Annotated in this window: 17 protein-coding genes; 1 reads left to right on the top strand and 16 read right to left on the bottom strand. The window is 51.3% G+C overall.

The window, feature by feature from the left end:
• Window positions 1–24: 24 nt before the first annotated feature.
• From secA to NFR55_RS00365, 14 genes are all read right to left on the bottom strand, one after another.
• Entirely contained in the window at window positions 25–2,733 is a 2,709-nt protein-coding gene (secA, locus tag NFR55_RS00430) for a preprotein translocase subunit SecA (RefSeq protein ID WP_251545168.1), read from the bottom strand.
• A 20-nt stretch (window positions 2,734–2,753) separates the two neighbouring features.
• Window positions 2,754–3,593, bottom strand: a complete 840-nt coding sequence (locus NFR55_RS00425; protein ID WP_251545167.1) for a prephenate dehydratase — start codon at window positions 3,591–3,593, stop codon at window positions 2,754–2,756.
• A 56-nt stretch (window positions 3,594–3,649) separates the two neighbouring features.
• Complete coding sequence (locus NFR55_RS00420; RefSeq protein WP_251545166.1) at window positions 3,650–5,992, bottom strand: ABC transporter permease; 2,343 nt, start codon at window positions 5,990–5,992, stop codon at window positions 3,650–3,652.
• Between the two features lies 1 nt (window position 5,993).
• On the bottom strand, window positions 5,994–6,752 hold the full coding sequence (locus NFR55_RS00415; protein ID WP_251545165.1) for an ABC transporter ATP-binding protein: 759 nt from the start codon (window positions 6,750–6,752) through the stop codon (window positions 5,994–5,996).
• A gap of 132 nt (window positions 6,753–6,884) precedes the next feature.
• Complete coding sequence (locus tag NFR55_RS00410; protein ID WP_251545164.1) at window positions 6,885–8,882, bottom strand: beta-glucosidase; 1,998 nt, start codon at window positions 8,880–8,882, stop codon at window positions 6,885–6,887.
• A gap of 4 nt (window positions 8,883–8,886) precedes the next feature.
• Entirely contained in the window at window positions 8,887–10,140 is a 1,254-nt protein-coding gene (locus NFR55_RS00405) for an MGH1-like glycoside hydrolase domain-containing protein (protein ID WP_251545163.1), read from the bottom strand.
• Complete coding sequence (locus NFR55_RS00400) at window positions 10,122–10,820, bottom strand: SGNH/GDSL hydrolase family protein (protein WP_251545162.1); 699 nt, start codon at window positions 10,818–10,820, stop codon at window positions 10,122–10,124. Before NFR55_RS00400 ends, NFR55_RS00405 begins: the two co-directional genes overlap by 19 nt.
• Window positions 10,821–10,824: 4 nt before the next feature.
• Window positions 10,825–12,378 carry an ADP-ribosylglycohydrolase family protein gene (locus tag NFR55_RS00395; RefSeq protein WP_251545161.1) on the bottom strand — a complete coding sequence of 518 codons (1,554 nt, stop codon included), beginning with the start codon at window positions 12,376–12,378 and terminating at the stop codon, window positions 10,825–10,827.
• A 258-nt stretch (window positions 12,379–12,636) separates the two neighbouring features.
• Window positions 12,637–16,323 carry a hypothetical protein gene (locus NFR55_RS00390; protein ID WP_251545160.1) on the bottom strand — a complete coding sequence of 1,229 codons (3,687 nt, stop codon included), beginning with the start codon at window positions 16,321–16,323 and terminating at the stop codon, window positions 12,637–12,639.
• Between the two features lie 6 nt (window positions 16,324–16,329).
• On the bottom strand, window positions 16,330–17,904 hold the full coding sequence (locus NFR55_RS00385; RefSeq protein ID WP_251545159.1) for a type 2 periplasmic-binding domain-containing protein: 1,575 nt from the start codon (window positions 17,902–17,904) through the stop codon (window positions 16,330–16,332).
• Between the two features lie 28 nt (window positions 17,905–17,932).
• The gene (locus tag NFR55_RS00380) at window positions 17,933–19,297 is read right to left on the bottom strand and encodes a hypothetical protein (RefSeq protein ID WP_251545158.1); all 1,365 of its coding nucleotides are present in this window, start codon (window positions 19,295–19,297) and stop codon (window positions 17,933–17,935) included.
• A 26-nt stretch (window positions 19,298–19,323) separates the two neighbouring features.
• Window positions 19,324–20,226 (bottom strand): carbohydrate ABC transporter permease, encoded by a 903-nt coding sequence (locus NFR55_RS00375; RefSeq protein ID WP_251545157.1) that lies wholly within the window; start codon window positions 20,224–20,226, stop codon window positions 19,324–19,326.
• Between the two features lie 16 nt (window positions 20,227–20,242).
• Window positions 20,243–21,202, bottom strand: coding sequence for a carbohydrate ABC transporter permease (locus tag NFR55_RS00370; protein WP_251545156.1), 960 nt, complete (start codon window positions 21,200–21,202; stop codon window positions 20,243–20,245).
• A gap of 19 nt (window positions 21,203–21,221) precedes the next feature.
• Window positions 21,222–22,982 carry a glycoside hydrolase family 2 protein gene (locus NFR55_RS00365; RefSeq protein ID WP_251545155.1) on the bottom strand — a complete coding sequence of 587 codons (1,761 nt, stop codon included), beginning with the start codon at window positions 22,980–22,982 and terminating at the stop codon, window positions 21,222–21,224.
• 190 nt (window positions 22,983–23,172) lie between these two features.
• On the opposite strand from NFR55_RS00365, the gene NFR55_RS00360 reads away from it, so the two are divergent.
• Window positions 23,173–24,126: an ArsR/SmtB family transcription factor gene (locus NFR55_RS00360; RefSeq protein ID WP_251545154.1), complete on the top strand. Its 954-nt coding sequence runs from the start codon at window positions 23,173–23,175 to the stop codon at window positions 24,124–24,126.
• Window positions 24,127–24,336: 210 nt separating this feature from the next.
• Here the strand turns inward: NFR55_RS00360 and NFR55_RS00355 are convergent, their stop codons facing one another.
• Both NFR55_RS00355 and NFR55_RS00350 read right to left on the bottom strand, forming a co-directional pair.
• Window positions 24,337–24,507: a hypothetical protein gene (locus tag NFR55_RS00355; protein WP_251545153.1), complete on the bottom strand. Its 171-nt coding sequence runs from the start codon at window positions 24,505–24,507 to the stop codon at window positions 24,337–24,339.
• Window positions 24,508–24,526: 19 nt separating this feature from the next.
• Window positions 24,527–25,693, bottom strand: coding sequence for an iron-containing alcohol dehydrogenase (locus NFR55_RS00350; RefSeq protein ID WP_251545152.1), 1,167 nt, complete (start codon window positions 25,691–25,693; stop codon window positions 24,527–24,529).

Genomic DNA, 25,693 nt, shown 5'->3' with positions numbered 1-25,693 from the left:
GTCTGCTTAGACGAGGATTTTTTTCTATTTATGGTCTTTGTCCCAGCAGCAGTTTTTGTATTTCTTGCCGCTTCCGCAAGGGCAAGGGTCGTTGCGCCCCACGTCCTTGTTTTCGCTCCGGTTCGCTTTGGGAGCTTTGGCTTGCTTGCTTCCGCCGCTCGAAACCACCAAGTCGAGGTTCTGCCCCTCGCGCTTGGGCGCGCGCTCCACGTTAACGCGCATCAAAAGAGCAACCGTTTCTTCGTGTATGCGGTCTATCATATCGTCGAACATGGCAAAGCCCTCTTGCTTGTAAGCTATTACGGGGTCTTGCTGACCGTAGGCTTTGAGCCCTATGCCGCGGCGCAACGCGTCCATGGCGTCTATGTGGTCCATCCACTGCTTATCAACCACTTTAAGCAGTATAACGCGCTCTATCTCCTCGAAATCCACGCCGAGTTCCTTTGCGTTGTCGGTCTTCTGCGTGTAATAGGTTTGCATTGCCGTGTAAACCTGTTCTTTTATTTCCTCGAGCGCCCACTTTTCCATGCGGTCCTCGGTTAAGAACGTGGTGTCGCCGGGGATTAGCTTGCGCTCTATTTCCTTGTTGAGTCCCTCGTAGTCCCATTCGTTCCAATCCACTTTGGGGTCGGTGTAGGTGTCTACAATCTTCTCTATCTGCTCGTGCATCATTACGTCTATCTGCTCGTGCACGCTCTCGCCCTGAAGCACCTTGTTGCGTTCCTTGTATATTATGGTGCGCTGGGTGTTCATTACGTTGTCGTACTCGAGCACCTGCTTACGTATGGAGTAGTTGCGTCCCTCCACGTTACGTTGCGCGTTGGCTATTTGGCGGGTAAGCAGTTTCATTGAAAACGGAGTGTCTTCGTCGGCATGGAACATCTCGGCAATGCGCTTCATTCTGTCGCCGCCGAACAAACGCAACAAATCGTCTTCCATGGAAAGATAGAATATGCTCGAGCCCATATCGCCCTGTCTGCCCGCACGACCGCGCAACTGGTTGTCTATACGGCGCGACTCGTGGCGTTCGGTGCCTATTATGCGCAAGCCGCCCACGGCTATTACTTTCTCTTTCTCCTCGTCGGCTTCTTTCTTGTATTCGTCGTAGAATTTCTTATACTGCGCACGAGCCGCAAGCACGTCGGCGTCTTCGGTGGTGAAATATGCTGTTGCCGCGCTTATGAGTTTTTCGTCCACTCCGAGGTCGCGCATACGCTTTTTCGCCGCGTATTCGGGGTTGCCGCCGAGCAGTATGTCGGTGCCGCGGCCCGCCATGTTGGTGGCTATGGTAACCGCGCCCACTCTGCCCGCCTGAGCTATTATCTCCGCTTCCTTTTCGTGGTTCTTCGCGTTGAGCACGCTGTGAGTTATGCGCTTGCCCGTTAAAAGCCGAGAAAGTTCTTCGCTCTTTTCCACGTTGGTTGTGCCCACGAGCACGGGTTGTCCGCGGTCGGTGCACTCCTTTATATCGTCTATCACAGCGCGGAGTTTGCCGTTTACCGTGGTGTAGATTACGTCGTTTTCGTCTACGCGCCGGCTGGGCACGTTGGTGGGAATTTCCACTACGTCAAGCCCGTATATGCCCTTGAACTCGCTCTCCTCGGTCTTTGCCGTACCCGTCATGCCGCCGAGCTTGTCGTAAAGTCGGAAATAGTTTTGGAAAGTTATCGTTGCGAGAGTCTTGTTCTCGTTGCGTATCGTTACGTTTTCTTTTGCCTCAATCGCCTGATGCAAGCCGTCCGAATAACGCCGCCCCACCATAAGTCTGCCGGTGAACTCGTCTACTATAACAACTTCGCCGTCCGACACAATGTAGTCTTGGTCGCGCTTCATTATCTTGTGAGCGCGAAGGGCGTTGTTTACGTGGTGCGCTATATCGCTGTTTTCTATATCCGCAAAGTTTTCTATGCCGAAAAAGGTTTCGGCTTTGGTCGCGCCCGACTCGGTGAGGTTTATCGCCTTTTTCTTCTCGTCGAACTCGAAATCGTCTTCCTTTATTTCGCGCTTAACGAACTGATTTGCTCTTATATAAAGGTCGCTCGACTTTTCGCCCCTGCCCGATATGATTAACGGCGTGCGAGCCTCGTCTATGAGAATGGAGTCCACCTCGTCTATAATGGCGTAGGAGAGCTTGCGTTGCACCATCTCTTCTTTGTATATAACCATGTTGTCGCGCAGGTAATCGAACCCGAGCTCGTTGTTGGTTGCATACGTTATATCGCAGTTGTACGCCGCGCGTTTCGCCTCGGGAGTCATGCCCGATACCGCAACGCCCACCGTAAGACCCAAAAAGCGGTGCACTTTGCCCATCCACTCGGCGTCGCGCTTGGCAAGGTAGTCGTTTACCGTTACTATGTGCACGCCCTCGCCCGTTACGGCGTTGAGATATGCGGGAAGAGTGGAAACGAGCGTTTTGCCTTCGCCCGTTCGCATCTCGGCTATGCGCCCTTGATGAAGGGTTATGCCGCCGAGTATCTGAACGTGGAAATGCCGCATGCCGAGCACTCGCGCGCTTGCTTCGCGCACCGTTGCGAACGCTTCGGGCAAAAGGTCGTCGAGAGTTTCGTAGTTCTCCTTGTATCTGCGACGAAACTCCTCGGTCTTGGCTTTGAGTTGGTCGTCGGAGAGCTTTTTGTACTCCTCTTCGTAGTCTTCCACTTTGAGCGCGATAGCCTCGAGCTTTTTAAGATGCTTGCGGTTGTCGCTGCCCGTTATAAAACTGATAAGTCCCATTCTTTTTATATCCTCTATGCTTATTTACTGAATTTGTATTCGGGGTATCTGCCCAAAAAGCGTATGCCCTCGCATTTGCCGTCAAGCTCGCCGAGCAGTCCGCTCAACTCGCGCCGAGTGCCGCCGAACAAAAAGTCTACGTAAAACACGTACTGCCCCATGCGCTTCTTTGCGGGGCGCGACTCTATTTTGGTCATGTTGAGCCCCCGCTCGCGCAGTAGTTCGAGCACTCCGAGCAACGCGCCCGGTTTGTTTTCCGCCGAAAACATTACGCTCACCTTTTCGCCGCTTTGCTCCGAATTCGCCTTTACCGCCAAAAACCTCGTGCAGTTGCTTTCGGAATCGGCTACGTTTTCACGCAAAACGCACTGCCCTTCTTTGGGTGCGCGAGCTATAGCCGCGCTCTCGCCGTCGAGCATATCGAGCCCCGCCGACGTGTACGCCACCGAAACGGTTTTCGCATTCGGCAACAGTTTTCTGAGCGTAGCCGAGCACTGCGCGAGCGCCTGCGGGTGCGAGTACACCCTCTTTACGTCGCCCAATTTTACGCCGCCGTTTGCAATGAGCTTTTGTTCTATCTTCAGTACCGTTTCGCGAACAATGAAAAGTCCGAGTTCGCCGAGAGCGTCTTCGCTCGCCGCAACCGTGCCCTCGAAACTGTTCTCTATGGGCACAACCGCAACCTCGCACTCGCCCGTGCGCACGCTTTCGAGCGCGTCGTACAGCGTGTCGAAACCGCAAAACTCGCTATCCGAAAAACCGCCGCTTCCGTATAAAGCAACGGCGGCGGCGTAGGTATGACTCAACTTGTCTCCGAAATAGGCTATTTTCAACGCGCTTTCTTCGGCTCCTTTCCGCACTTATGCAATTTTTGCCAAATTCGATTATATCATAAGTGCGAAAGTTTGTAAAGCGTTTATTCGCCGCGCAAAAGAGCGCACGGCGCGATTTTTTTAACCTTAAGCGACAGCAAACACGCAATGGCGAACGACAGCGCGATAATTCCCGCGCCCGCCGCAGTCACAAATCCCGCGGGCACGGTAAAGGTGCATTTCACTATGCCTATGCCGCTCAAAAACAAGCTCATAAGCGGATTTATCACGATACTGCCGAGAATAAGCCCCGCCACGGTAGAGAGTATTACGGCGGGCATGAACGCCAAAGCCGTTTGTATAACGAGCTGACCCGAGGTAAAGCCCAGCGATTTGAGTATTCCGTAGTCGCGCTTTTTGTTGTTTAGCATGGTGCGCACCAAAAGGTAGAGCACGAACGCGATAATGAGAGCGGACAAAACGAGTATCGCTATAACTATGATTTTCATGAGCGTTACGTAAACTTTCGCCGCGCCCTCCATAACCGTTTTTATATTCACCGCGGTGCTTATTTTGCCCGCGAATTTCTCTTTTGCCTCTGCGTTGAACTCGTCTATATCCACGCCGTTCGCAAGATTTATATAGTAGCTCGCGCTTATAATCGAGCCGAGCCGCTCATACCCTTTGCGCGTGAGCAAACAGTCCCGCCCGAGATAGTTGCTTATCTGCGTATATCCGCATATAACGTATTTTTCGGTTTTTCCGTTGGCGGTTATGCTTATTTCGTCGCCTATTTTCAAATCGTTTTCGCCCGCGTATTTTCCCGCTACGGCAATCTCGTCGGCGCGCTCGGGAAACCGCCCTTCGTACACAACGCTTTTATTGTTCAGTTCCGAAAAATCGTCGTACATTGTTGCCATAAGTTCCGCACCGCCCGCATGCACCACATTGAGAGAGTGGAAAAGATAAATCTTTTCCACGCGGTCGTCGGAGCGCATTTGTTGCAAAAACTCTTGCTCCGCGCTCGCTTCCACGTTTATGCAACTGTCCGCCGTTTCGCCCACTATGAGATTGAGAAAGGGCGTGAAATCGCCGATTACGTTCTCCGCCATTAAGCCCGAAAACACCACCACGAGCGACAGCACGAGCACGGTTACGCAAACCGTTACGTTGTGTTTAATTCCCGAAAGCGCGGTTTTGAGCGCGAGAGCGGCGTTCAGAGGCACTTTGGCTTTATCGAGCGGAATATGATTGCGCTTGAGCGTTTGCGCCTGCACGCCCGAGCGCAAGGCGGTTATCGGCTCTATTTTTTTAATCTTGCGAGCGGAGAGCCACACCGAGAGCGACACCGCGCACGCCGATATCGCCACCGCTACAAACATAGGAAACGGCAAAAACCGCACGGCGTAAGGTATGCCCGTTTGCGATATCATCATATCGTTCACCGCGGGAAACAGCAAATAAGAAAGCCCCGCGCCCGCCAAAGCCGCAAGCATTGAAAGCCCCGTAAACTGCAACAAAAGCGTGCGTACGAGCTGACCCGAGGTGTAGCCCACCGCTTTGAGCGCGCCGAGATTTTTCATGTTTACCTGTATGTAGTTTACAATGTTCGAGGCTATAACTACGAGGGCTATCATGAGCACCAACAACGCCATAGTGCTTATCACGCCCGAGCAAATCATCTGCGCGATGTAGCGCGACTGCCGCACCAAGTCGTAGCAGTTGCCGTTTATCATGATATTGTTGAACCGCTCGGATATTTTGGATTTGAGTTCGGCTTCGTAGTCCGCGTTTACCGAAATATCTTTCAGGCGAACGGAACAAAGCGTTGCGCCGAAGGCGTAGCCTAACTCCGAGAGCTCGTCGTATTTGTCTTGAGTGAGTATAACCTGCACAAGCCCGCAGTTGTGCGAACCCATCATTACGCTGTTGAAAAATCCGCACACGTTATACGTTACGGTGTTGCTGCCTATGTTTATATCTATAGTCCCGCCCGCGCGAATATCGCCCGTTTCGTATATCATGGGAAGATAAACGCCGCTCTGCGCACCGCCGTTCTCCGTTATTTCCACTTTGCCAACCGAGCGGGAAAGCGCGGTTTGTTCGTTCATAAACACAAACCAACCGTTCGTCTCGCCGCCGTTGTAGTCAAACGTGCAAGTCATGTTAAAGCAGTCGTTCATTATATACTCGCTCACGTTCGGTTCGGAGTCCAGCGTTTGAGCGAGAAAGTTCTTTATTTCGTCGTCGGTGCCGCTTACCGCCACGGTGACGTGCTCTGCGTTGGCTTTTTCGTGACAGCGCACGAAATTTTCGCCGTAATCGGTGGCGAGCATAAGCCATAAATTGAGCATCATAGCCGCAATCAATACAAGAGCCGAAATGGCAACCGTCTGCCCCTTGGCTCTCCGCAAGTTGGAACGCGCCATCAGAAAACTCTTTTTCACGTCACCACCCCATATCTTTGAGAAAAGCCGCGAGTTTTTCGTGCCGCTCCGCGTTGCCGTGCTCGTACGCGCCCAAATCGCACTCGCCCATAATCACGCCGTCTTTTAAGTACAGAATGCGGTTACCGCGCCGCGCCGAGCGGACGTCGTGCGTGACCATCACAACGCTTTGCCCCCGCTCGTTGAATTCGGTGAGAGTGTCGAGCACGTCGAGTCCCGTTTTGGAGTTAAGCGCACCCGTCGGCTCATCGGCAAACAAAATTTCGGGGCTGTTTATAAGCGCGCGAACTATACCCGCGCGTTGCGCCTCGCCGCCCGAAAGCTGATACGGGAACTTTTTCTGCGTATCCTCCGAAATATCCACCGAAGCGAAAAGTTCTTTCGCCCTGCTTATAATTTGCTTTTTGTCTTTGCTCGCAAGCAATCCCGCGCAAAGCACGTTGTCCGTTACGCTCATACCGTCTATGAGATATATTTGCTGAAAAACAAAGCCGCAATGCTCCCGCCTGAAAACAGCGAGTCCGTCTTGCGACAGGTCGGAAATAACCTTGTCGCCGAAAGTCAGAGTACCCTCGTCGGGCGCGTCCATGCCCGAAAGAGAGTATAAAAGAGTGGACTTGCCCGCGCCGCTCGCGCCCATTATAACGGTGAAATCGCCGCGGTAAAGCTCCAAATCTATGTTTTTCAAAATGTGCCGTTGCACTCCGCCGTCCGAAAAAGTCTTGCAGAGATTTTCGGCTTTAAGTATAACTTCTTTCATTCCCGTCTCCTTTTATCATAATTATACAACTTTTTAATCGCGTTGTCTTTAATTTCAGATTAAAAAATCAAAATAAAAGGAGATTATTCCTATAGGTAATATTCGCAAAAATATACCGCGCACCGCCATATCTTAATTTATCTTGCCGTCATTTATGCGAATTCGGGTTCTAAGTTTAATATCCGCACTGCTCGAGCAAACGAGAATTTCGTATAAGCCGTCGGATATAACCCACGCGCTTTGCGCTTCCGACCAGTGCGAGAAAGCGGAAAGCGGCAACGACAGCTTTACTTTTTGAGTCTTGCCCGCCGAAACGGCGCGTTTATCGAACGCCTTGAGCTCTTTGTACGGGCGGTATACGGGCGGCGCAACCTCGCGCACGTAAACCTGACTCACCTCTTTTCCGTCCGTATCGGATACGTTCTTTATAGCGTATTCTATTTCCGCGCCGTCCGCGCATGCGGCAACGCGCAAGTCCGAATACTCGAACCGCGAGTAGCTCAGCCCGAAGCCAAAGGGAAAAAGCACGCCGTCCGCGTGGCGGTCGAAATACCTGTACCCCACGTCCAAGCCCTCCGAGTAGCGCGTTACGCGGGTGTCCGTGTGCGCGGTTACCGCGGGCACTTTTTCCGCGCTTAGGGGAAAAGTTTCGGAAAGTTTGCCGCTCGGATTGACTCTGCCCGTGAGAATATCGGCGAGCGCGGCTCCGCCGTTTTCGCCGCAAAATCCCGCGAACACAACGCCGCGAACTTTGTCTATCCACGCCGACATATCGATTGCCGCTCCCGCGAACACCGCAACCGTCACGTTTTCGTTAATCTCGGCTATATCGAGTATGGCTCGCTCCTGAACCTCGGGCAGGCGCATGGTTTTGCGGTCCACGCTCTCGTATTCAAAGGGAGTGCCCGTGCCAACGCACACGATTACCGAGTCCGACTCCGCCGCGTATAAAAGTCCCGTTGCGGGATTTGCGCCGTATGCTCCGTGCCCCACAACTCCGTCGTAAGAAAACATCTTTTCGTATTTTACGCCCTTATTCAGCCGCTCGGCAAGCAGCTCGGGCAAGTTAAATCCGTTGCCTATCCACTCAACGTGCGAACTGCCGCCGCCCGCTATCATGTTGGGCTCGGGCACGGCGTAACAGCCGCACACCGCAACCGCCGACCCGCTTTTAAGCGGCAACGCGCCGTCGTTTTTCAAGAGCACCATGCTCTCCTCGGCAACCTTGCGCGACAACTCCAGTCGGTCGGCGCGAGTCTTGCCCGCCTTGCGGTTCTTTCTCATCTCCTCGCACTTATACGCAAGCTCTATAACCCGCGCGGCGCAAGCGTCGAGTTCTTCGTCGGTAAGTTTGCCCGCGTTGTAGTCGGCAACGAGCTTTTCGTAGTTGCCGCCGTTGTACGGAAATTCTATATCCACGCCCGCCTTTGCCGCCTTGGCGCGGTCGCGCACGGCGTCCCAATCGGAATATACCGCGCCCGTAAAACCGAATTCGTTTCTGAGCACGTCAAAGCCCTTTTTGTATTCGGACGCGTAAGTGCCGTTTATGCGGTTGTACGAGCACATTGCCGAAACGGGCTTTGCCTCGCACGCGATTTCAAACGGCTTGTAGTATATTTCGCGCAACGTGCGCTCGTCCACTTCGCTCGACTGATTGAAACGGTTGTATTCGAGATTGTTGCAACAAAAATGCTTTAAGCACGCGCCCACGCCGTTGTTTTGCAATCCCGAAATATACTCTTTGGCGAGCACACCCGCCAAATACGGCTCTTCCGAAAAATACTCGAAATTGCGCCCGTTGAGCGGGTGGCGTTTTATGTTCACGCCGGGCGCGAGCAGTATATCCACGTTTTGTTCGGCGCAGTCGCAGGCAAGACACTCGTCCGTTTCTCTCGCGCACTCCGTGCTCCACGAATTTGCGAGCATTTGCACGCTCGGATACGATACGGCGGGCACGGTGTACTTTTCGCCCTTGTCGTTCACGCGCTCGGCGCGTAACCCCACGGGTCCGTCGGATACGCACACCGTAGGCAATTTGCCGCCCAAATCGGAGGTGTACCAAAAACCGTCGGCGCAAATTAGGCGCAACTTTTCCTGCGCGGTTAAATCTTTTACGGTAATCTTTTTCATCGTTTTAACTCTCCTTTTCGAGCATATCTATAACGGGCAGATTGTGACTCAAAAAGCCCGCGTGCATAAACGGTGCGCCGCTGTCGGGATTGTAGCTTTCGAAAAAGTCGCCGTATTTCGAGAGCGAGTTATTAAGCAAATCGAGCGTTGCGCCGCGCACTTTCTCGGCAAGCTCCGCCTTTTCGTATCTGCATAGCCCCTTGTATACGCAGTAGTTGGCAATCGTCCAAATCGCGCCGAGCCAGTTGGAGGGATTGCCCGCACTCTTTACAAGACTGTACGCCTTTTCGTTTTTCGCCAAAGTGCGAATACCGAATGCGGCAAGAATATCGTCGTTTTCGGTTAGATGAGCGCACATTCTTTGCGCTCGCTCGGGCGAGCAAATGCCCGCGTACATGGGCAGAAAACAGCCCCAAAAACGAATTTTGAGCGGAACGGAGTTCCAATGCGGCGGCAAACCCGAGTGCAGTTCAACGCCCTTAACAACGCATTTCGTGCGGTGCAAGTTTATATCTTGCGAATAGTAAATTCCGTCGCGCTCGTCCCACATTTCGGAATTTACCGCCTCTTTGAGCTTTTCGCGCATTTCGAGCGCGTGCTCCGCCCTGCCGTCGCCCGACTTATTCAATAATTCGTAAAGCGCGTCATACTCGAGATACATAAAGCAGTTCAAGAATATATCGGCACTGCTCGCGGGCGGGCGAGCAAACACGGTGGGGTTGTTGTCTATGCCTATCATGATATCGTCTTGCCAAAAGTACAGTCCCGACCGCTTGCAATACTGCTTTTGCTCGAAATACTCCGTGTAGGCAACGAGCTTATCCGTATCGAACCAATCGTATTCGCCCGAAAACTCGCTCGCAAGCAAAGCGAACCTGCACAAAAACGGCAGGTGCTGATTGTGCGGTATGCCCTTCTTGTACTCGCTTTCGAAAAAGCCGGCAAACAAGCCCTCGCTCGCCGTCATAACGGGTATGTAGCCGTCCGCTTGCTGCGAGTCCAAAAAGTCGAGAACGCTCCCGCGCATGTGCGCTATAGCCGTTTCGCGCGATATTCCCGCCCTTTCCAACTCGCTCTCGTCAAATACTCCGAACGCCTTTCGCAACGCCAAAGCAACCCAGTAGGCGTCCCAACCCCAAAGCTCGCTCATGTATCCCGCGCCGGGCACTATAAACGGATAGCGCAAATTCGCGGCGGGCGGCTTGAGTATGTTTTTTATGTTTTGCAAAAAATATTTCTTTATGTTTTCGGTTTCCATATTATTTTCTCTATTTGCTTATAAATTCGGCTCGCTATTTCCGCCATGCCTTTGTCGCCGGGGTGTGCCGCTACGCCCGCATGCTCGAACTTTCCGTGCGCCTTCATTTCGTCGCGGTCGCCCAAATCGCGCAGACTCGCAAAGCCGTAGCCCTTATCTTTCGCCAACCGCTCAACAGCTTTATCGAACGGCTCGTATTGCCAAAACAAGTCGGTGAGCACCACTCGGGCGCGGTCGCCCGCAAAAAAGCGTATCAAGTTTTCGTAGTGCGGCATGAACTCGTCCGCGCGGTTCAAAAGTTGCGCGTTTTCGCCCAATCGAACTACAACGATATCCGCGCCGAAATCGCGCACCGCGGAATACTTTTCGGCAAGCAAAGAGTCGTTCCAACTGCGTTCCCACTCGCCGAAATTTGCAACGCAGTAAGATACCTTCTTGCCCGCAAGCTCGAGGCTATTCACAACCAAATGCACATAGTCTTTTTCCCGCGCCGAAGCCGCCATGCCCCAATCGCCGAGCCAACCCAAATTCTCGGCAACGCCGTGCCGAGTAATGGAGTTGCCCGCAAACAAAATCTTCAAGTCGGCGTTATCGCAAACGCAAAACGAAACGAGTTCGGCATCGGCGAGCTGACCTTTGGCGGGCACGTCGTTGCGTATCAAATCGGAACAAATTTTCACGTTGTCACTCCGCTATAAAAGTCAGTGGCACGTAGTTGCGTTCGCCCCGCCCGTTCGCCGTGATTTCGAGCGTGAGCGTGTATTTGCCCGAGCAAACCGACTCGGGCACAAAGCTCAACGTATAACTTTTCGTGTGCTCGGTTTTACTGCCGTGCCAATGCTCGAGCCCCAAACAACGCTCTTTGCCCGTAATCTTCCACTCCTCGGGCAATCCGAACGCCCGCACGGTAACGTACTGCGGCAAATACAAATTGTTGCTCACCGTTACGGTAAGTTCCTTTTGCTCGCCCTCGCGAATATAAGCGAGAGTATCGTTAAACTTTACTTTCACCGTATACGGGCGGAAATTGAAACGGGCGGTGTCTTTTTGCTCGGATATGATTTTCAGGCAGTCTTCCTGTTGGTAGGGATAAAACTCGGTTTGAGAATATCTCAAGCTCTTGTTGGGCGTGATTTCGAACCCGCGCTCGGTAAACTCGCACGCGCCCGACGACACAACGGGAAACTGCTTCACCACCCGCTCGCACAGGTCGGAAACGGTTGCGGGTGCGTTGAGCAAAAGGTCGTGCCTCAGCGTGCACGTTGCGATTTTTTCACTGCAACCCTTTTTCCACTTTTGGGGCAACCCGCTCTCTCCGCGTATTATGCCGAGCAGTGCGCCCAAAGTGCCCGCCGTGCAGTCGGTATCCTCGCCGCAGTTTGTTGCAAGGCATATGCTCTTGCCGAAATCTCCGCCGCCCCACAGCCAGCCTATAAGCACTATGCCCACGTGCGCGGGCGCGTCGTAGCCGTGAGTAGCCGCCGGTATGGATTTGTCCTTTTGTTGCGCGGGGCATTTTTCGCACGCCGCAACAAGCTCCGTACCCTGCCACTCGCCGCCTATTTCTCCGAAGCTCGAGGGGTACGCCGCGAGCAGTTTTTTGCGAGCCGTCTGCAAGCCGTCGCCGCTTTCGAAACAGTTGCGCACAAGCTCTACCGCGCCGCGTGTGGCGCAGTCTTCGGGTATATAGCTAAGCCCTATGTTTATGAGTTCGTTCGTATCGGTCTCGAAAAACGCCGCGCTTTCCGCCGCCGCGATAAACACCGCCGAATATATTCCCTCGCCGCTGTGGTCCACGCAAGCGTCGTAATACGCATACGTTGCCGCAAGAGCGGGATTGCCCGCGCACAAACACGCCCAAATTTCCGTGCGTATCCACGCGCCGTTGCTCTCGCGGTTTTCGTTGCGCATATAACCCGACAGCGGAGGCATAATGCCCATGGCAAAGTTGTTTTTGCCAGTGCCGTATTCGCTTATTACCGCGCTTACGTAGTTTTCCCAATATTCGGCAAGAACGCGGCTGTCAACGTTTTTGCCCTCGTGCTCAATCGCCGAAAGCCAAACAAGCTGTAGGTCGAGGTCATCGTTGGGCACGGGACTCGACACGTCTTGCATGAAAAAGTCAATATCGTACACGCCCCTATAGCACTCGAACGGCGCACCGAGCGTGCCGCCTATATTTTTGCCGAGGAAGCACCCTTTCACTTTGTTTTTGTATTCTTTGTAGTTAAGTTTCATGGTGGTATTATGTCATAATTCCTTTATAAAGTCAAGAAAGTTTCAAACCGCTGTCATTGCGAGCGAACGCAGTGAGCGCGGCAATCTCGGGCATGAGGAACGAGCAGTTACCGTACTTGCTCCATGTATGGGATTGCCGCGGGCGCAAGCGCCCTCGCAATGACAGTAAAACCAAATGCCCTCGCAATGACTCGGTAAGAAAGGAAGCCCCCGAAAGTATCGGCTTTCGGGGACTTCGCGATAATTCGGCAAGCAGTTTTACGCCTGTTTCTCTACTCCGTACAAAGAAGTAATATAGAATGTTTTACCCGAAACTTCCGTTCCTTGCAACCACGATTGCGTGTTTACTCTAAAAGTAAATTTACTTAAATCATCGGCGGCTCCGCTGGAAAGTTGTGCAATCATTTCACTGTTAAACGTTATCTTTACCCACTGATTTTTAACCACAGTGCCTTCTCCGTTTAGCCAATAAGCGCCGCATCCGATATTATTCAAATCGGCTTCCGACTCCATGTATATATAAAAGTAAATTTCAGAATAATTCGCCGATATGGTATTATAATTTACATTAGTAGTAAGTCCTACGTCACCACTGCCGGCTAATACTTTAAGCACTCCCGACTCGCTTATTTCATCGGGTCTTCCCTCGGGAATATTCGACGAAATGTATTCTATTGCAGACGAGTCTTTTGCGGTCGCATTTTTAATTTCATTGATTTGAGCAACAGAGGTATTGTAGAAAGTTACGGTTATAGAAACGTTTATGCAATCTGCCGACGAATACGTGACGGTTACGTTTTGCGTTCCGTTATATTCGGGAAGCGTGATTTTGCCGTCGGTTACGGTAATTGCGCCGTTTATGCCTGTAGCAGTAACGGTTACGTTTTGATTAACGGTTTTACCCGCCATGTCGGTTACCGTAGCTACGGGCAAAGTATATTCAAACGTTCCCCCCCCCGCATATTTCACGAGGCTGTCGTACTCGGGCGCGTTTAATTTCTTTACCGATTCCATAAAAGCGTCTATTTTGTCTTGCCCCATGATAAACTTAACGTTTTTATGGTTGGGAACTTGAAGACTGTTGTCTGCCGCAACGTTATCGGGGCTTTCGGTGTCGTAACCTACGCCGAACCAGTTGCCCGTGTAATCTATGGCGTATTCGGTAGTAAAGAACAGTTCGTTATCGGCATACAAAGACAGTTTGTTCCCGTAGCGTACGCAAGTAACGGTAGTGCCGGCAACGAATTTCGCCGCTATAGCTTTGCTTTCGTCGGAATGGTGCGGGTATGCGGGATAAAATTCGCTGTGCGTTTGCGGGTAAGTATCGTCGCCTCCGGGTTTAACGTGCAAACCTATACCGAAATAGCCGCCCTGATGATAACGCATACGGAGCATAACTTTTTCGCCCACGACAAAGTCGAGATTTTCCCATTCGCGGGTATGTTTAACGTCTAACTTTATCGCCCAGTATTCCGACGTGCCGAACGCCGTGCCAACGTATTTGTAATTTTGCAAAGTCGCGTCCGAACCGCTCATAACGGTTTTGTAGTCGTGCGAGTCGTTCTTTTCGCCCCAAACTATATCGCTCGCGTTCACCCAGTCGGCGGTTATCGCGTACGTATTTTCGGTTGCAACGAACATATTGCCGTATATAGTTTGAGAGTCGTTTAATTTATAGCCGTTAAGCACTTTGCCTTGCTCGGGTTCGCCGGTATAAGCGAGCGTTACCACCGAGCCTTTAACTACTCTTACGGTTGCGCCGCTTTGTCCGTTGGCTGTTATACCGTTAGCGAGAGTAAGACTGCATATATCCTCATACACGGCTTTAACGACGTGATTTTTCTTTGTTGCCACAAACGAGTCGCCGCTTATTTTTTGTCCGTCTACCGTGTAATACGCAAACTCTTTGCCTTCTTGCGAAGGCGCGTCGTGCGTGAGAGTAACGGTATCGCCTATAAAATAAATTGTTTTATCGGCATGCGCTCCGTTTTGCGCCGTAACGGTAACACCGAGGTACTGTTCTTGCACGAAGCCTACGCGGGTTTCGCCCACAACGTATTTTATGTTTTTAAGAGTGCCGTTTTTGATAGTGCCGGCACGACCGCCTATTCCGAAACCGTCGCCCTTAATTTCAAGCGAGGCAAAGGAGTACACGCCCATTAATTCACCGTTTAACAGCACCGCTATTTTGTCGGCTGCGCGAACGTAAGTAACCTTTGCGGGACTGCTTTCGGTTGCGTTGCGCAATATTCCGCTCTGCGCCTCGGTAAGACTTATCACGTTGGGCGTTTTCCATGCGCCGCCGTAAGTGGAAAGTTTGTCGTTCTTGCCGTTAAGTTCGAAGCCTACGAGCTGATGGGTGCCGCCCACGTAAGCCGCCGTGTAAGTCCAGCCGCTTTCCATGCCGTAAACCTCGTATTCGAGCGCCCAGTATTCGGAACTGCCTATTTTGGCGGTTTGAGCGTCGTTGCCCGAGAGCGCGGAGAACTCGAATTCTCCCCAAGTAAAGTTGTCTTTGCTAATCTCGTTATCGGAGAATTTCGCGCCTACGGTGAGCGTACCCTCTTTGTTCACCACGAACGTGTTGCCCGAAACGGGTTTGCCGTCTATAATGAAGCAATCGAAATAATTGCCCGCGGGAGCTTGCGGTTCGGTGAGCGTGATAGTTTGCCCCACATATGCGCGGTTGGGCGCAACCACTCCGTTTTCGGCGGTTATGGTTGCCCACTTGTGCGGCACAAGGCGCATTGCCGAGAAATAAACCGTGCCGTGCGGAGGCGTTTTACTGCCGTAGTCAGAGTCCGGAATAAGGCGTATACGCGTGCCGGAAATGTTATCTGTGGAAATTACCTGCGTTGTATTCGCGCCGCAGTTCGCGCCCTTGCCGTTACCCCAGTTGTCTATGCTCCAGGTAACGCGAGTCCACTCGCCTACTTTTACCGTTTGGTCGTTCCACCATTTGGAGCCTATCACCCACTGTTTTTTTTCGTTTTGGCAGTCCGCATCGTCTATATACACGTACATTTCAAGCTCTTTGTTGTCCATAACGTTGGTTATGGCGGGCACGTTGAGCGCGAAATACGCTTCGTTATTTTCGGTTGTCTCACCCGTAAATTCCACTTTATACGAGCCGAGCTCGTCGCCGTAGGCTTTGCCGCCGTCAAGCACGGAAACGTACTCGCCCGCGTAGTTGCCATCGGGCGCAACCTGACGCTCGCCGAACTTTTCGTTGAAATATATCACTATATCTTCTTCGTAGTTTTCGGGCGAGTAAACGCTGCGCGTGTAACGGTAATCGTTGCCCACGCCCGAAGCGTTTTCAACGTGAATGAGCACGGTATATTTGCCCGTTTCGCGGTCTACGGCAAAGTAGCCGTTGGTGAGCGTAATTTCGGAGTCTTGCTCGTTTTCCGCGCCCGAATTGTAATACACTTTAGTGTAGCACTTGGAGGCGTCGTAGTTGCCCTCAAGCGTATACTCGGGAACCGCGTAGGTGTTGCCCTTTATAAAGAAGGACGGGAACTGCGACGAAGAAAGTTTTATCGTGGGAGCTTTCCTATCCGCAAAATCCATTATCACGGTTGCGTCGGGCACGTTCTTGTTGTCGGCGGTATACACAAAGGTATACTCGCCCGCGCCCGAAAGTGTAACCACGGTGCTCGCTTCCTGCGCTATATCCGCAGCCGTGCCGTCGGGGTTTTTGGCGGACTTTAAGCGCACGTTATAGCCCGCCATTATAAGTCCTTTGCTGTTTACCACGTCGTAACGCGGCACAACGTAAGTGCCTGTGCCGAGGTCGGCTTCCATGCGGCTCGGCACGTCTATTTTAAGGTCTTTGGCGTCGCCGCAAGCGGCAAGTCCCATAGCCATTGTGAGCATGATTAAGCCCATAAAAGCCGAGCAAAGCCAAACGCCGAATTTGCTTCTACCCTTTTTCATCATCATTTCTCCTTATTCGGTTTTAATATACTTACTTATGTTTTCCCAATTGTGTTCGAGGTTGGTTTTGCTCGCTTGCAAAAGCGACGAAGCCTTAGCTCCCGAGCAAAGCGAACTGTCTATGCCCGAACCCGAACCGGGAGTGTCGCCCAAGCCGCCGAGATACACGAGCGGCGAGGAGTTGCGGGGGAATATGTTTATTTTGTCGTTGCCGAACGCTACGTGGCGGGATTTTACAAAGTCGCTCACGTTCACGTTTTCGGCTTCGAGCACGTTATAACCCGCGGGATACGTAAGTCCTTTCAAAGACTGCGCTATTATTTTCTGCGCACGGTCGGAGTAAAGATACACAAGGTAATCTTTTGCGAGCTTCTTTTTGGACTCGGGGCGATACGAGGGTATGCCTATGGGATAGTTGGGCGTTGCGGTGTATACCATGAGTCGAGCTTCCCGCACGTGCTCATAGTCCGCTTCGGTAAGGTCGGCAAGGTCGCCCGTAGCCGTTTCGGCATAGGTCTTGTTTTCGTCTACCGCTTTCACGATAGCGGCAAGGCGGACTTCGGTGCGAACGGAAGCGAGTTTATCCGCAAGTTCGCTCACAACGGGCGCGCGCATCATGCCTATATTCTGCGGCGAAGAAATGAGCACGGAAGCCATTTCGTTCTCGAGCCAGTCGCCGTTAACCATAAAGCCCACTTTCTTGGTGTCGTTCACGTAGCCTTTGCCGAGGAAGGCGCGTTGCGCGCTCTTAAAGTCCATGTTTACTACGCGCGAGTGCATGCGCCCTTTGCCTACGTTCATTATCTCGGAAAGAGTGGTAAGCGCAATCTCTCTGCCCTTGGCGTCGTTTATTGCCGGTCCGTATTTCCATTCCGTTCCGTCGAGATATTTGCCCTCGTAGAAATTATCGAAACTTTCGAGTCCCTCGTACTGCGCCCACCACACTATGCCCATATACTCCCAATAGTAGTTTATGGCGGCGGAGGTGGAAAAAGCGTAATAGCCTTTTGCAACCAAATCGTCCGACATTTTCAAAAGCTCGTTCGTGGTGAGCGGAAGCTCCCAATTGCCCGCGCCGAACGCTTCGTCCAAAGTGTCGGCGTTATAGCAGATGGCGGAAACCGAGTCGTTGGAAACCATTTGATAACGGTGTCCGTCGTCAGCCAACAGGTAATCGCACATATCCTTGTTCATCTTGTCTTTTATGGCTACGGTTTCGCCCTCGGGTATTGCGTTATATACTTCGTCGAGGTTTTCGAGTTTGCCCGAGTCTTGCGCGGCGTACATGTTGAGAAGGGGCATAACAATATCGTACTGCTCCTGCTTGCTGTTTAAGAGCTGCTGTATTTCGCCTTGCGAATAGCTGGGCTTATACACAACGCTTACGCCCGTGAGAGCTTTGTAGTCGGCGGCAAGGTTCTTGTAAGCGTCGTCGCCGAAGCCGCCCGCCATGTAGTGCACGGTTATAGAGCCGTTTTTGCCGCCCGTGCCGTTCGTGCCGCTACCCGAGCCGCCGTCTACGCTACACCCTACGCATATGCCGAGCGCAAGGAAAGCACACATAATTACACTTAATATTTTTTTCATTTTTTCCTCCCGGAATTAGATTACTTTATTACATTGCAAGGGGTATTACGAATATACCCTCTCCCACGCCTATATCGAGCGTAAGCTTGTTGTCTTTCACCTCGTATATTTTGCGCTTGCCGCCGACGTAAACCATTGCGCGGTTGGCGTTTTCGAACGTGAAAGAAACGGTGTCCGTTATTTTGTCGAGCGGGTCGTTAAAGTTTACCACCATGAGTCCGCTTCTGCCGTCTTTGTCTTCGAACTGACCTATTATCGTATCTTCGGTAGCGGTTACGCTCTTTGCGCAGTCCAGCTTTTTCACCGGATGCTCGAGCACGAAGCAGTCGTTGTTGTATTCGTCGTACTCCTCGAGGTTGTTCGTTCCGTTCACCGTCATAACGCCTTTCCACTTATCGAACGCGAGGAACACGTGGTCCCACTCCGCTATCTCGGCGTTAAGCGTCTGCGCCCAGTAGTAGTTATCGAACGGGGTGCAGCTCTCGTCTTTGCTCACGCAACCGCCGCCGAAATTGAGGAACGACTGGCGATAGGTAAAGTAGGAAAATCCGTTTATGCCGAAAGCCATATCGGTATAAACCTGAAACGAAAGGTCCTCTTTGTTCATAATTTCGCGGCGCGTACTTTCGCTGTAGTTTTGTATAAACATCATAAACTCGGCGTCGGCCTCAACGGCTACCTCTTTGAGCGTTTCCATATTTACGAGCCATGTGGCGAGTATCGAAAAATGACTGCCGTCGGGCGAAGACATGAGCGGGTAAATATCGGTGCTTATTATCTTTCTGCCCTTAACTTTTGTAAGCACTTCGTTTACAAACTTTTGGGCGTACGGACGCATGCCTTCTTCAACCGCGTTGGTTTGATGCGATACGTGATATGCGGGGTCGAGGTTAACGTACATTGTGGGAGCGGTTTTGCCCTCTTTCTCATAAAACGCATACTGTTTTTCTATGCGCGTTGCAACCTCTCCGAAATGCGCCGAGCCGGGTTCGTCCCAAATATTGAGCATATCCACGGCGGGATACTGCGCGTAGTCGAATTCCTCTATGGTTACGTTTTCGGGGCTTCCCAGTCCCTCGCCCGAAAGCGAGGTGTCTGAGCCCACTATGGCTTTTAATCCGACCTGCTCGCAATATTCGAGCTGCTTTAAGTATTCGGGCGTGCCTTTTTTGGCAAACATGTTGTCTATAAACATGTGGGTGAGCCCCATGTCTTTCGCCATTTGATAATCTTCGAGCGTGTTTATGGGAACGTCCCAACCGCCTATCCAAATCGCTTTGTCGTCGGCGTACTCGGGATAGTCCTCGGATATCTCCGTAGCGCACCCCGCGAACATAGACGCGCCTATTACGAGCGCGAGCAGCAACGCCGCTATTTTGCCTTTTCTTTTCATTATTTATTTTCCTCCTATAGGATTTATTAACCTTTTATTCCGCCCACGCTCATCGACTCCATAATGGTGTTTTGGAAGAAGACGAACATCAGTATTACGGGCACTACGCTTACTATGAGTCCCGCAAACAACACGGGATAATCCACGTTGCGCGAGGTTTCGAGCTGGAATATATACAGTCCGCTCGTGAGCGTGGGATAAGACTGCAAGAACAGTATGGGCTCCATGTAGTTGTTCCACGCGCCTATCGTGGCAACCAAAAACAGCGAACCCATTACGGGCAACGACATAGGAAGCATTACCCGCAAAAACACTCTTAAGTGACTCGCGCCGTCTATAAACGCCGCCTCGGCATAAGTCCACGAGAGCGTTTTGAAGAACGAATACAGCACTATAAAGTTGAAGCCGAAGCCCGCCATTTTGGTAACGAGTATCATGGGGTTATCCAAAATGTGCAACATGTTATACACGCGATACTGCGAAGGAAACGAGCCTACTATGGGTATCATCATCGTTACGAGCGCGAGTCCGTACAAAAAGCCCCTGCCCGGAAATTTATATTTAGACACCACGTAGGCAACCACGGCGGAGGTGAGCACGCCCAAAATCGAGCCGCCGCACGCGTACCACAGCGAGTTTATAAACATCGTTATCATGCCGTTTTCGCCCGCTTTAACAGACTTGAACGCGGTGACATAGTTTATGAATTTCCACTGCTCGGGCAAGCCGTTTATGTTCTCGTAATACTCCTCTTGAGTTTTGAGCGACGTTCCGATTGCCCAAAGCATGGCGTAAAACAGCGTGAACGCATACAGCGCGAACAGCACGAACACTATTATCTTAACGGGAAGATAACTTTTATCGAATTTTTTTGCTTTCTTATTCTCGTTCTCGACTGTCGCCGAGTTTTGAGTTACAGCGGTTTGCATATTCTCCTCCCTCCCGTCAATACGTTACGTCGGGGTCGATTTTGTTGAACACCCAACGCACCAAGAACACGAGCGGGACGCTTACCGCCGTGAAGAACAAGCCTATCGCGGCGGGATAGTTAAGGTCTACCCCCCCCCGAGTTTTTTGGTATATCCAAAACGCTATCGTGGTGACCTCTTTGTTGTCGAGCAGTGCCTGCCGCCCCGCGTCGGCAAACAGCAGTATGGGACCGGTGCTGTTGAACAGCGTTGTGAACTGCAATATGAGAGTGGTGGAAACGGTGGACCAAACCATGGGTATTATTATAGACCACAGTTCTTTATACCACGGGCAACCGTCGAGTTTTGACGCCTCTATTATTTCCTGCGGAACGCGGCTCATCGCGCTCTGATAAAGTATCATGTTTACGCCGAACCCCGTCCAAACGGTGAACGCTATTATGGTGCCCGTCGTGCGCTCGGGGTCGTTTATAAGCTCGGGCAGTTCCGCGCCGAACCAACTCCAAACGGTACTCAGCGCTCCTCCGAACTTAATAAGCTCTATATACGTGGTTACGAAGAGCACCGCGCTCACTATGCTCGGCAAGAAGAACACCACGCGGAACATCTTGTATCCCCATATTTTTTTGTACAAAAAGTAAGACACGAAGAAGGTTACGGGCACCATGATTACGCCCGCCGCAAAGTACTTGAGCGTATTCATGAGTGCGGAAACTATGACCGACTCGGGGTTTGACCACTCTTTGAAAAACCGCGTGAAATTGTAAAACGACCACACGTATATTTCATTGTCGTTTTCGTCCCACTCGAAAGTGAACTCCCGAAAAGCCATGATTATGGAGTTCGCGTTTATCCAAATGTAGAATATTGCGAACTGAATGAGCGGAATTAAGAGCATGCCGTACACGAAAAGCCACTCTTTGAGCGTTCTTTTCGTCAGCTTCCGCTTTTTTGCAACAACGGGCAACAGTTCCATTTTCTACTCCTTTACCTCCTTACCTCGCGAGCGCAACGGACTGTTCGTCAGCTTCCGTCGCCGCCGTTTCGCGGTTGCATTCCGCGATTTTTTTTACCGCCTCCGCAGAGAGCTTGAGCTTGCGGTCGTAGGTGTAAAATCCGTTTTGCTCCTGCTCCACGTCGTACAGCTGCGTGTAGCAAAAGCCCGTAAGAGCTTTGCATGCAAGCAACATTTTCACCGTTTTTACGTAGTTGGCCACAAACGCGGCTTCGTCGGCAACGGCGTTGTAGCCCCAGGCTTCGGTTTCGCACACGCAGGCGCACTCGGGCACGGACGCGCCCGTAAACGTAACGCCGCCGAACTCGCTCAAGTGGAGCGGCTCGCCGCCGTAGCCCGTTTGCTCTCCGTCGAGATACATCTTTGCGAAATCGGGCTTAGCGTACGCCGCTTTGTCTATGCGCACTTTGAGAGTGCGGTAGTCCTCGTAGCTGTGGAAATCGGCTATATCGGTGAACCTGCCGTGATATCCGCCGCTCGTATCCACGCACGGGCGCGTGGGGTCTAGTATTTTGGTAACGGCGTAGGCGCACTCGGGCACTCGCGCGTCGCGCACCGTTTTGCCGTTATGAATGTTTTCCCACGTTTCGTTGAGCGGACACCAGGTTATTATGCTCGGGTGGTTGAAATACTGCTCAACCGTTTCCGTCCACTCGCCCAAAAACGCGCCCATGCCGCGGGTGTTTTCGTACTCAACGCCCCAGCTCGCGTATTCGCCCCAAACGAGGTAGCCCGCTTTGTCGCACTCGTATAAAAAACGCTGTTCGAACACTTTTTGATGCAGTCTTGCGCCGTTGAAGCCCAAATCCATGGCTCGCAATATATCTTCGCGCATTTCCAGCGAGGACTGCGCCGTGTACACGCCGCTCGGATAATAGCCTTGGTCGAGCACGAGCCGCTGAAACACGCTTTTGCCGTTAAGCAAAAACTTTTTGTCTTTGCACTCAACGCTCCTAAGTCCGAAATAGCTCTTCACCTCGTCCGCGCCGAATTTTACGGATACGTCGTACAGTCTGCCGCAACCCGCTTCCCACAGATGAGTTTCGCTTAAGGGGATTTCCAAAACGCAAACCCCGCCGTTCGTCGCGCCCGCGGCTCTTCCCGTTTCGCGCCCGCGGTAGGTTACGCAAGTTTCTATCTCTCCCTCGCCCTCGGTTAGTATTACCGCTTTTACTTTTGCGTTTTCGGCGTCGGGATAAAATTTAACGCTTTTTATGTAATCGAGCGGCGTTCGCTCGAGCCACACCGTTTGCCATATTCCCGTTACCCGAGTATAAAAACAGCCGAACGAAACCGCCTTTGCCGTTTGCTTGCCGCTCGGCACGTTCTCGCGCACGTCGTCGTGCACGGCAACGGTAACGCGGTTTTTGCCCGCTTTTACGTGCGGCGTTATATCTATATCGAAAGCGGTGTATCCGCCCGCGTGTTTGCCCGCGAACGCGCCGTTCACGTAAACGCAAGCCTCGTAGTCCACCGCGCCGAACTTGAGCCACAGCTTTCCCGCAAGGTCGGCTTTTTTAACCTCTATCTCGCGAGTGTACACGCAATCGGCGTTAAGCTCCGTGTTGCCTATGCCCGAGAGTTCCGACTCGGGACAAAACGGCACTTGTATGGTTTTATCGAGCGCACAGTTCTCCCTACCTACAACTTTTCCGTAAGAAAAACCCCAAACACCGTTTAAGCATTCGTATCCGTCTCTTTCAAATTGGGGATTTGGATGTTCGTTCCTGTACACTGTCATTTTCCTTTTCGTTTAGTCGTTTCCTTAATCGCACTATCATTATAACACGCTTTTTTGTAAATTCAAGGGGTTTGACCTTTCCGATATTTGACTGTTTGTCGAGCGTATCTTCCCAAATTTCGGAAAGAATACAAAATTTTGTTGACATTCCCGTTAAAATAGCGGATAATGTAATTACGGAGGAACCGCCATGAGCGATATTTTAACGCCGCAAAAGCACTTTGTGTTAAACGTAGACAACCTCGCCGACCACGAGATTATAGCCAACTTGGGGCGGGCTTTTTCGGTGCCCGAGCGAGTGGCAATTCTCAAAAGCCTTCTCAAGTCGTCTAAAAATCTTTCCATGCTCTCCGAGGAGCTTGATATGCCCGTGTCGAGCGTGGCGCGGCACGTTGATATCCTCACCGAGGCGGGGCTTATCTTCACATCTTATCAGCCCGGACCCAAAGGGCACACCAAATACTGCTCGCAGGCGGTGCTGTCGTTTACGCTGTCGCTCGAGCCGCTCGAAACCGAAAAGGACGTGAAGCCCGAATACACGGTGGAAATGCCGCTCGGCATGTTCAGTCACTGCCACATAAAAGCTCCCTGCGGCATGACGGGGGCGGAGGGCGAAATCGCGGGCTTCGACAACCCCAATATCTTCTTTTCGCCCGTGCGACTCAAAGCCGAGTGCATTTGGTTCGACTGCGGATTTATAAGCTACAACTTCCCCGCCGATTTCCCCCGCAATCAAAAGTTTTCCGAAATTACTTTTTCGTTCGAAATATGCTCCGAAACGATATACTACAACAACAACTGGCCGAGCGATATCACAATACGCATTAACGACGTTGAAACGGTAACTTTCAAATCGCCGGGCGATTTCGGCGGCAGGCGCGGCAAATACACTCCGCTCTACTGGCCCGTTACGAGCACGCAGTTCGGACTGCTTAAAAAAATCACCGTGAACGAAAACGGCGTTTATGTAGACAACAGCTTCGTATCCGACAAAGTGCGCCTTTCCGACCTAAAGTTATACGACGGCTCGGCAATCAAGCTCGATATCGGCATAAAAGACGACGCCGTGCACCGCGGCGGGCTAAATCTTTTCGGCAAAAACTTCGGCGACTACCCGCAATCCATAATAATGACTCTCAAATAGCAAACAAAAAACACCCTTGACGGTGTATTTCATAGGGATTATTTAATCCCTTCGGGTGGCGGCATAGTGAAAAGCTATGCCGCTTTTCCGTGTTGGGATATTTGTTCTACTCTTGCGTGGGGGTTGGAATCACTCCCACACAGTTGTAGATGATTTCAACGGCTTGACGACGCTTGCCGTATTAAAATTTTTATTTATTTGACTTATTTATTAGATAATCAAGACATTGTTTGTAGTGATTATGGGTGGATTGTTATTCCCACTGCCTGAATTTCCGTTTCCGCCCGTACCGCCGTTATCAGCCGAACTGTTACTATTACAAGCCGCTAATCCGAATATTGCCATAATGATTACCAATATTACTCCTAAAAGTTTTTTCATATCGTTCCTCTGCAATCAATTAGAAACTTGCTTGCAAAACGGCACGAATATCTTTCTCGTCCATAACTTTATAGCCACCGTCCATAACAAGCGTACTTTTTACCATTCCGTCAAGTATTTCTTTGGTTGCGCCGAGTTCGGCTATGTTCATTACAAGTCCGATTTTGCGCATCCATTTTTCCATAACCGCCAAGCCTTCGTAAGCAACCTGCGTGTCTGTCTTGCCTTCGGGGTTTACGTTCCAGACGTTTACGGCATAGCGAGCAAACTTCGCCGTTCCATAAGGTAAGATATATTTGTAATACGGCATAGTTACTGCCGCAAGCGTCATTCCGTGCGTTGCGTCCGTATAAGCTGCAACCGCTTGACCGAGCATATGTACCATCCAATCGGTAGTCTTGCCTTTTGCTACAAGCGTGTTTAATGCCCAAGTCGCAGTCCACATAATGTTGCTTCTTGCTTCATAGTCGGTGGGATTTTCCACCGCTATATTTGCGCTATGGATAAGCGAGCGCAAAAGCCCTTCCATAATATAGTCGGAAGTGTTGTCGTCCGTTCCCGAAAAATACTGTTCGAGAATGTGCGACATTATATCGTAAATCCCCGAAACCATTTGATATTTAGGAAGCGTATAGGTAAATTCGGGGTTCATTACAGAGAATTTTGGAAACACCTTATCTCCGAAAACGTGTCCTATTTTGAGTTTTTGTGCGTGGTTGGTAATAACCGAGCCGCCGTTCATTTCGCTGCCCGTACCAACCATTGTAAGAACGCAACCGACGGGGATTATTTCGCAGGCGGGCTCTTCAAAACGTATAAAATATTTATCCCAAGCGTCGTCGTTGCAGTTTACCGAAACGGAAACCGCTTTTGCGTAATCGCACACCGAGCCGCCGCCGACAGCCAATATCAAATCGGCTTTTGCCTTTTTCGCACGCTCAATTCCCTCGTTCAGTTTTTCGCTCGTTGGATTAGGCATAACGCCTGCGTCCTCATAAACGGTTTTGCCGTTTGCTTTGAGAATGGCAACCACCTTGTCATAAATGCCGTTTTTCTTAATAGAGCCGCCGCCATAAACAAGCAATACGTTCTTGCCGTATTTGGGCAGTTCTTCGTTAAGACCGTCAAGCGCATCTTTGCCAAAATAGAGTTTTGTGGGATTTGAATAAGTAAAGTTTCCTAACAT

The sequence above is a fragment of the Pumilibacter intestinalis genome, assembly GCF_943193005.1.
Lineage (GTDB): Bacteria > Bacillota > Clostridia > Christensenellales > Pumilibacteraceae > Pumilibacter > Pumilibacter intestinalis.
Note: the sequence above shows the minus strand (reverse complement) of the source record. Positions and strands in the feature narration are given on the sequence as shown.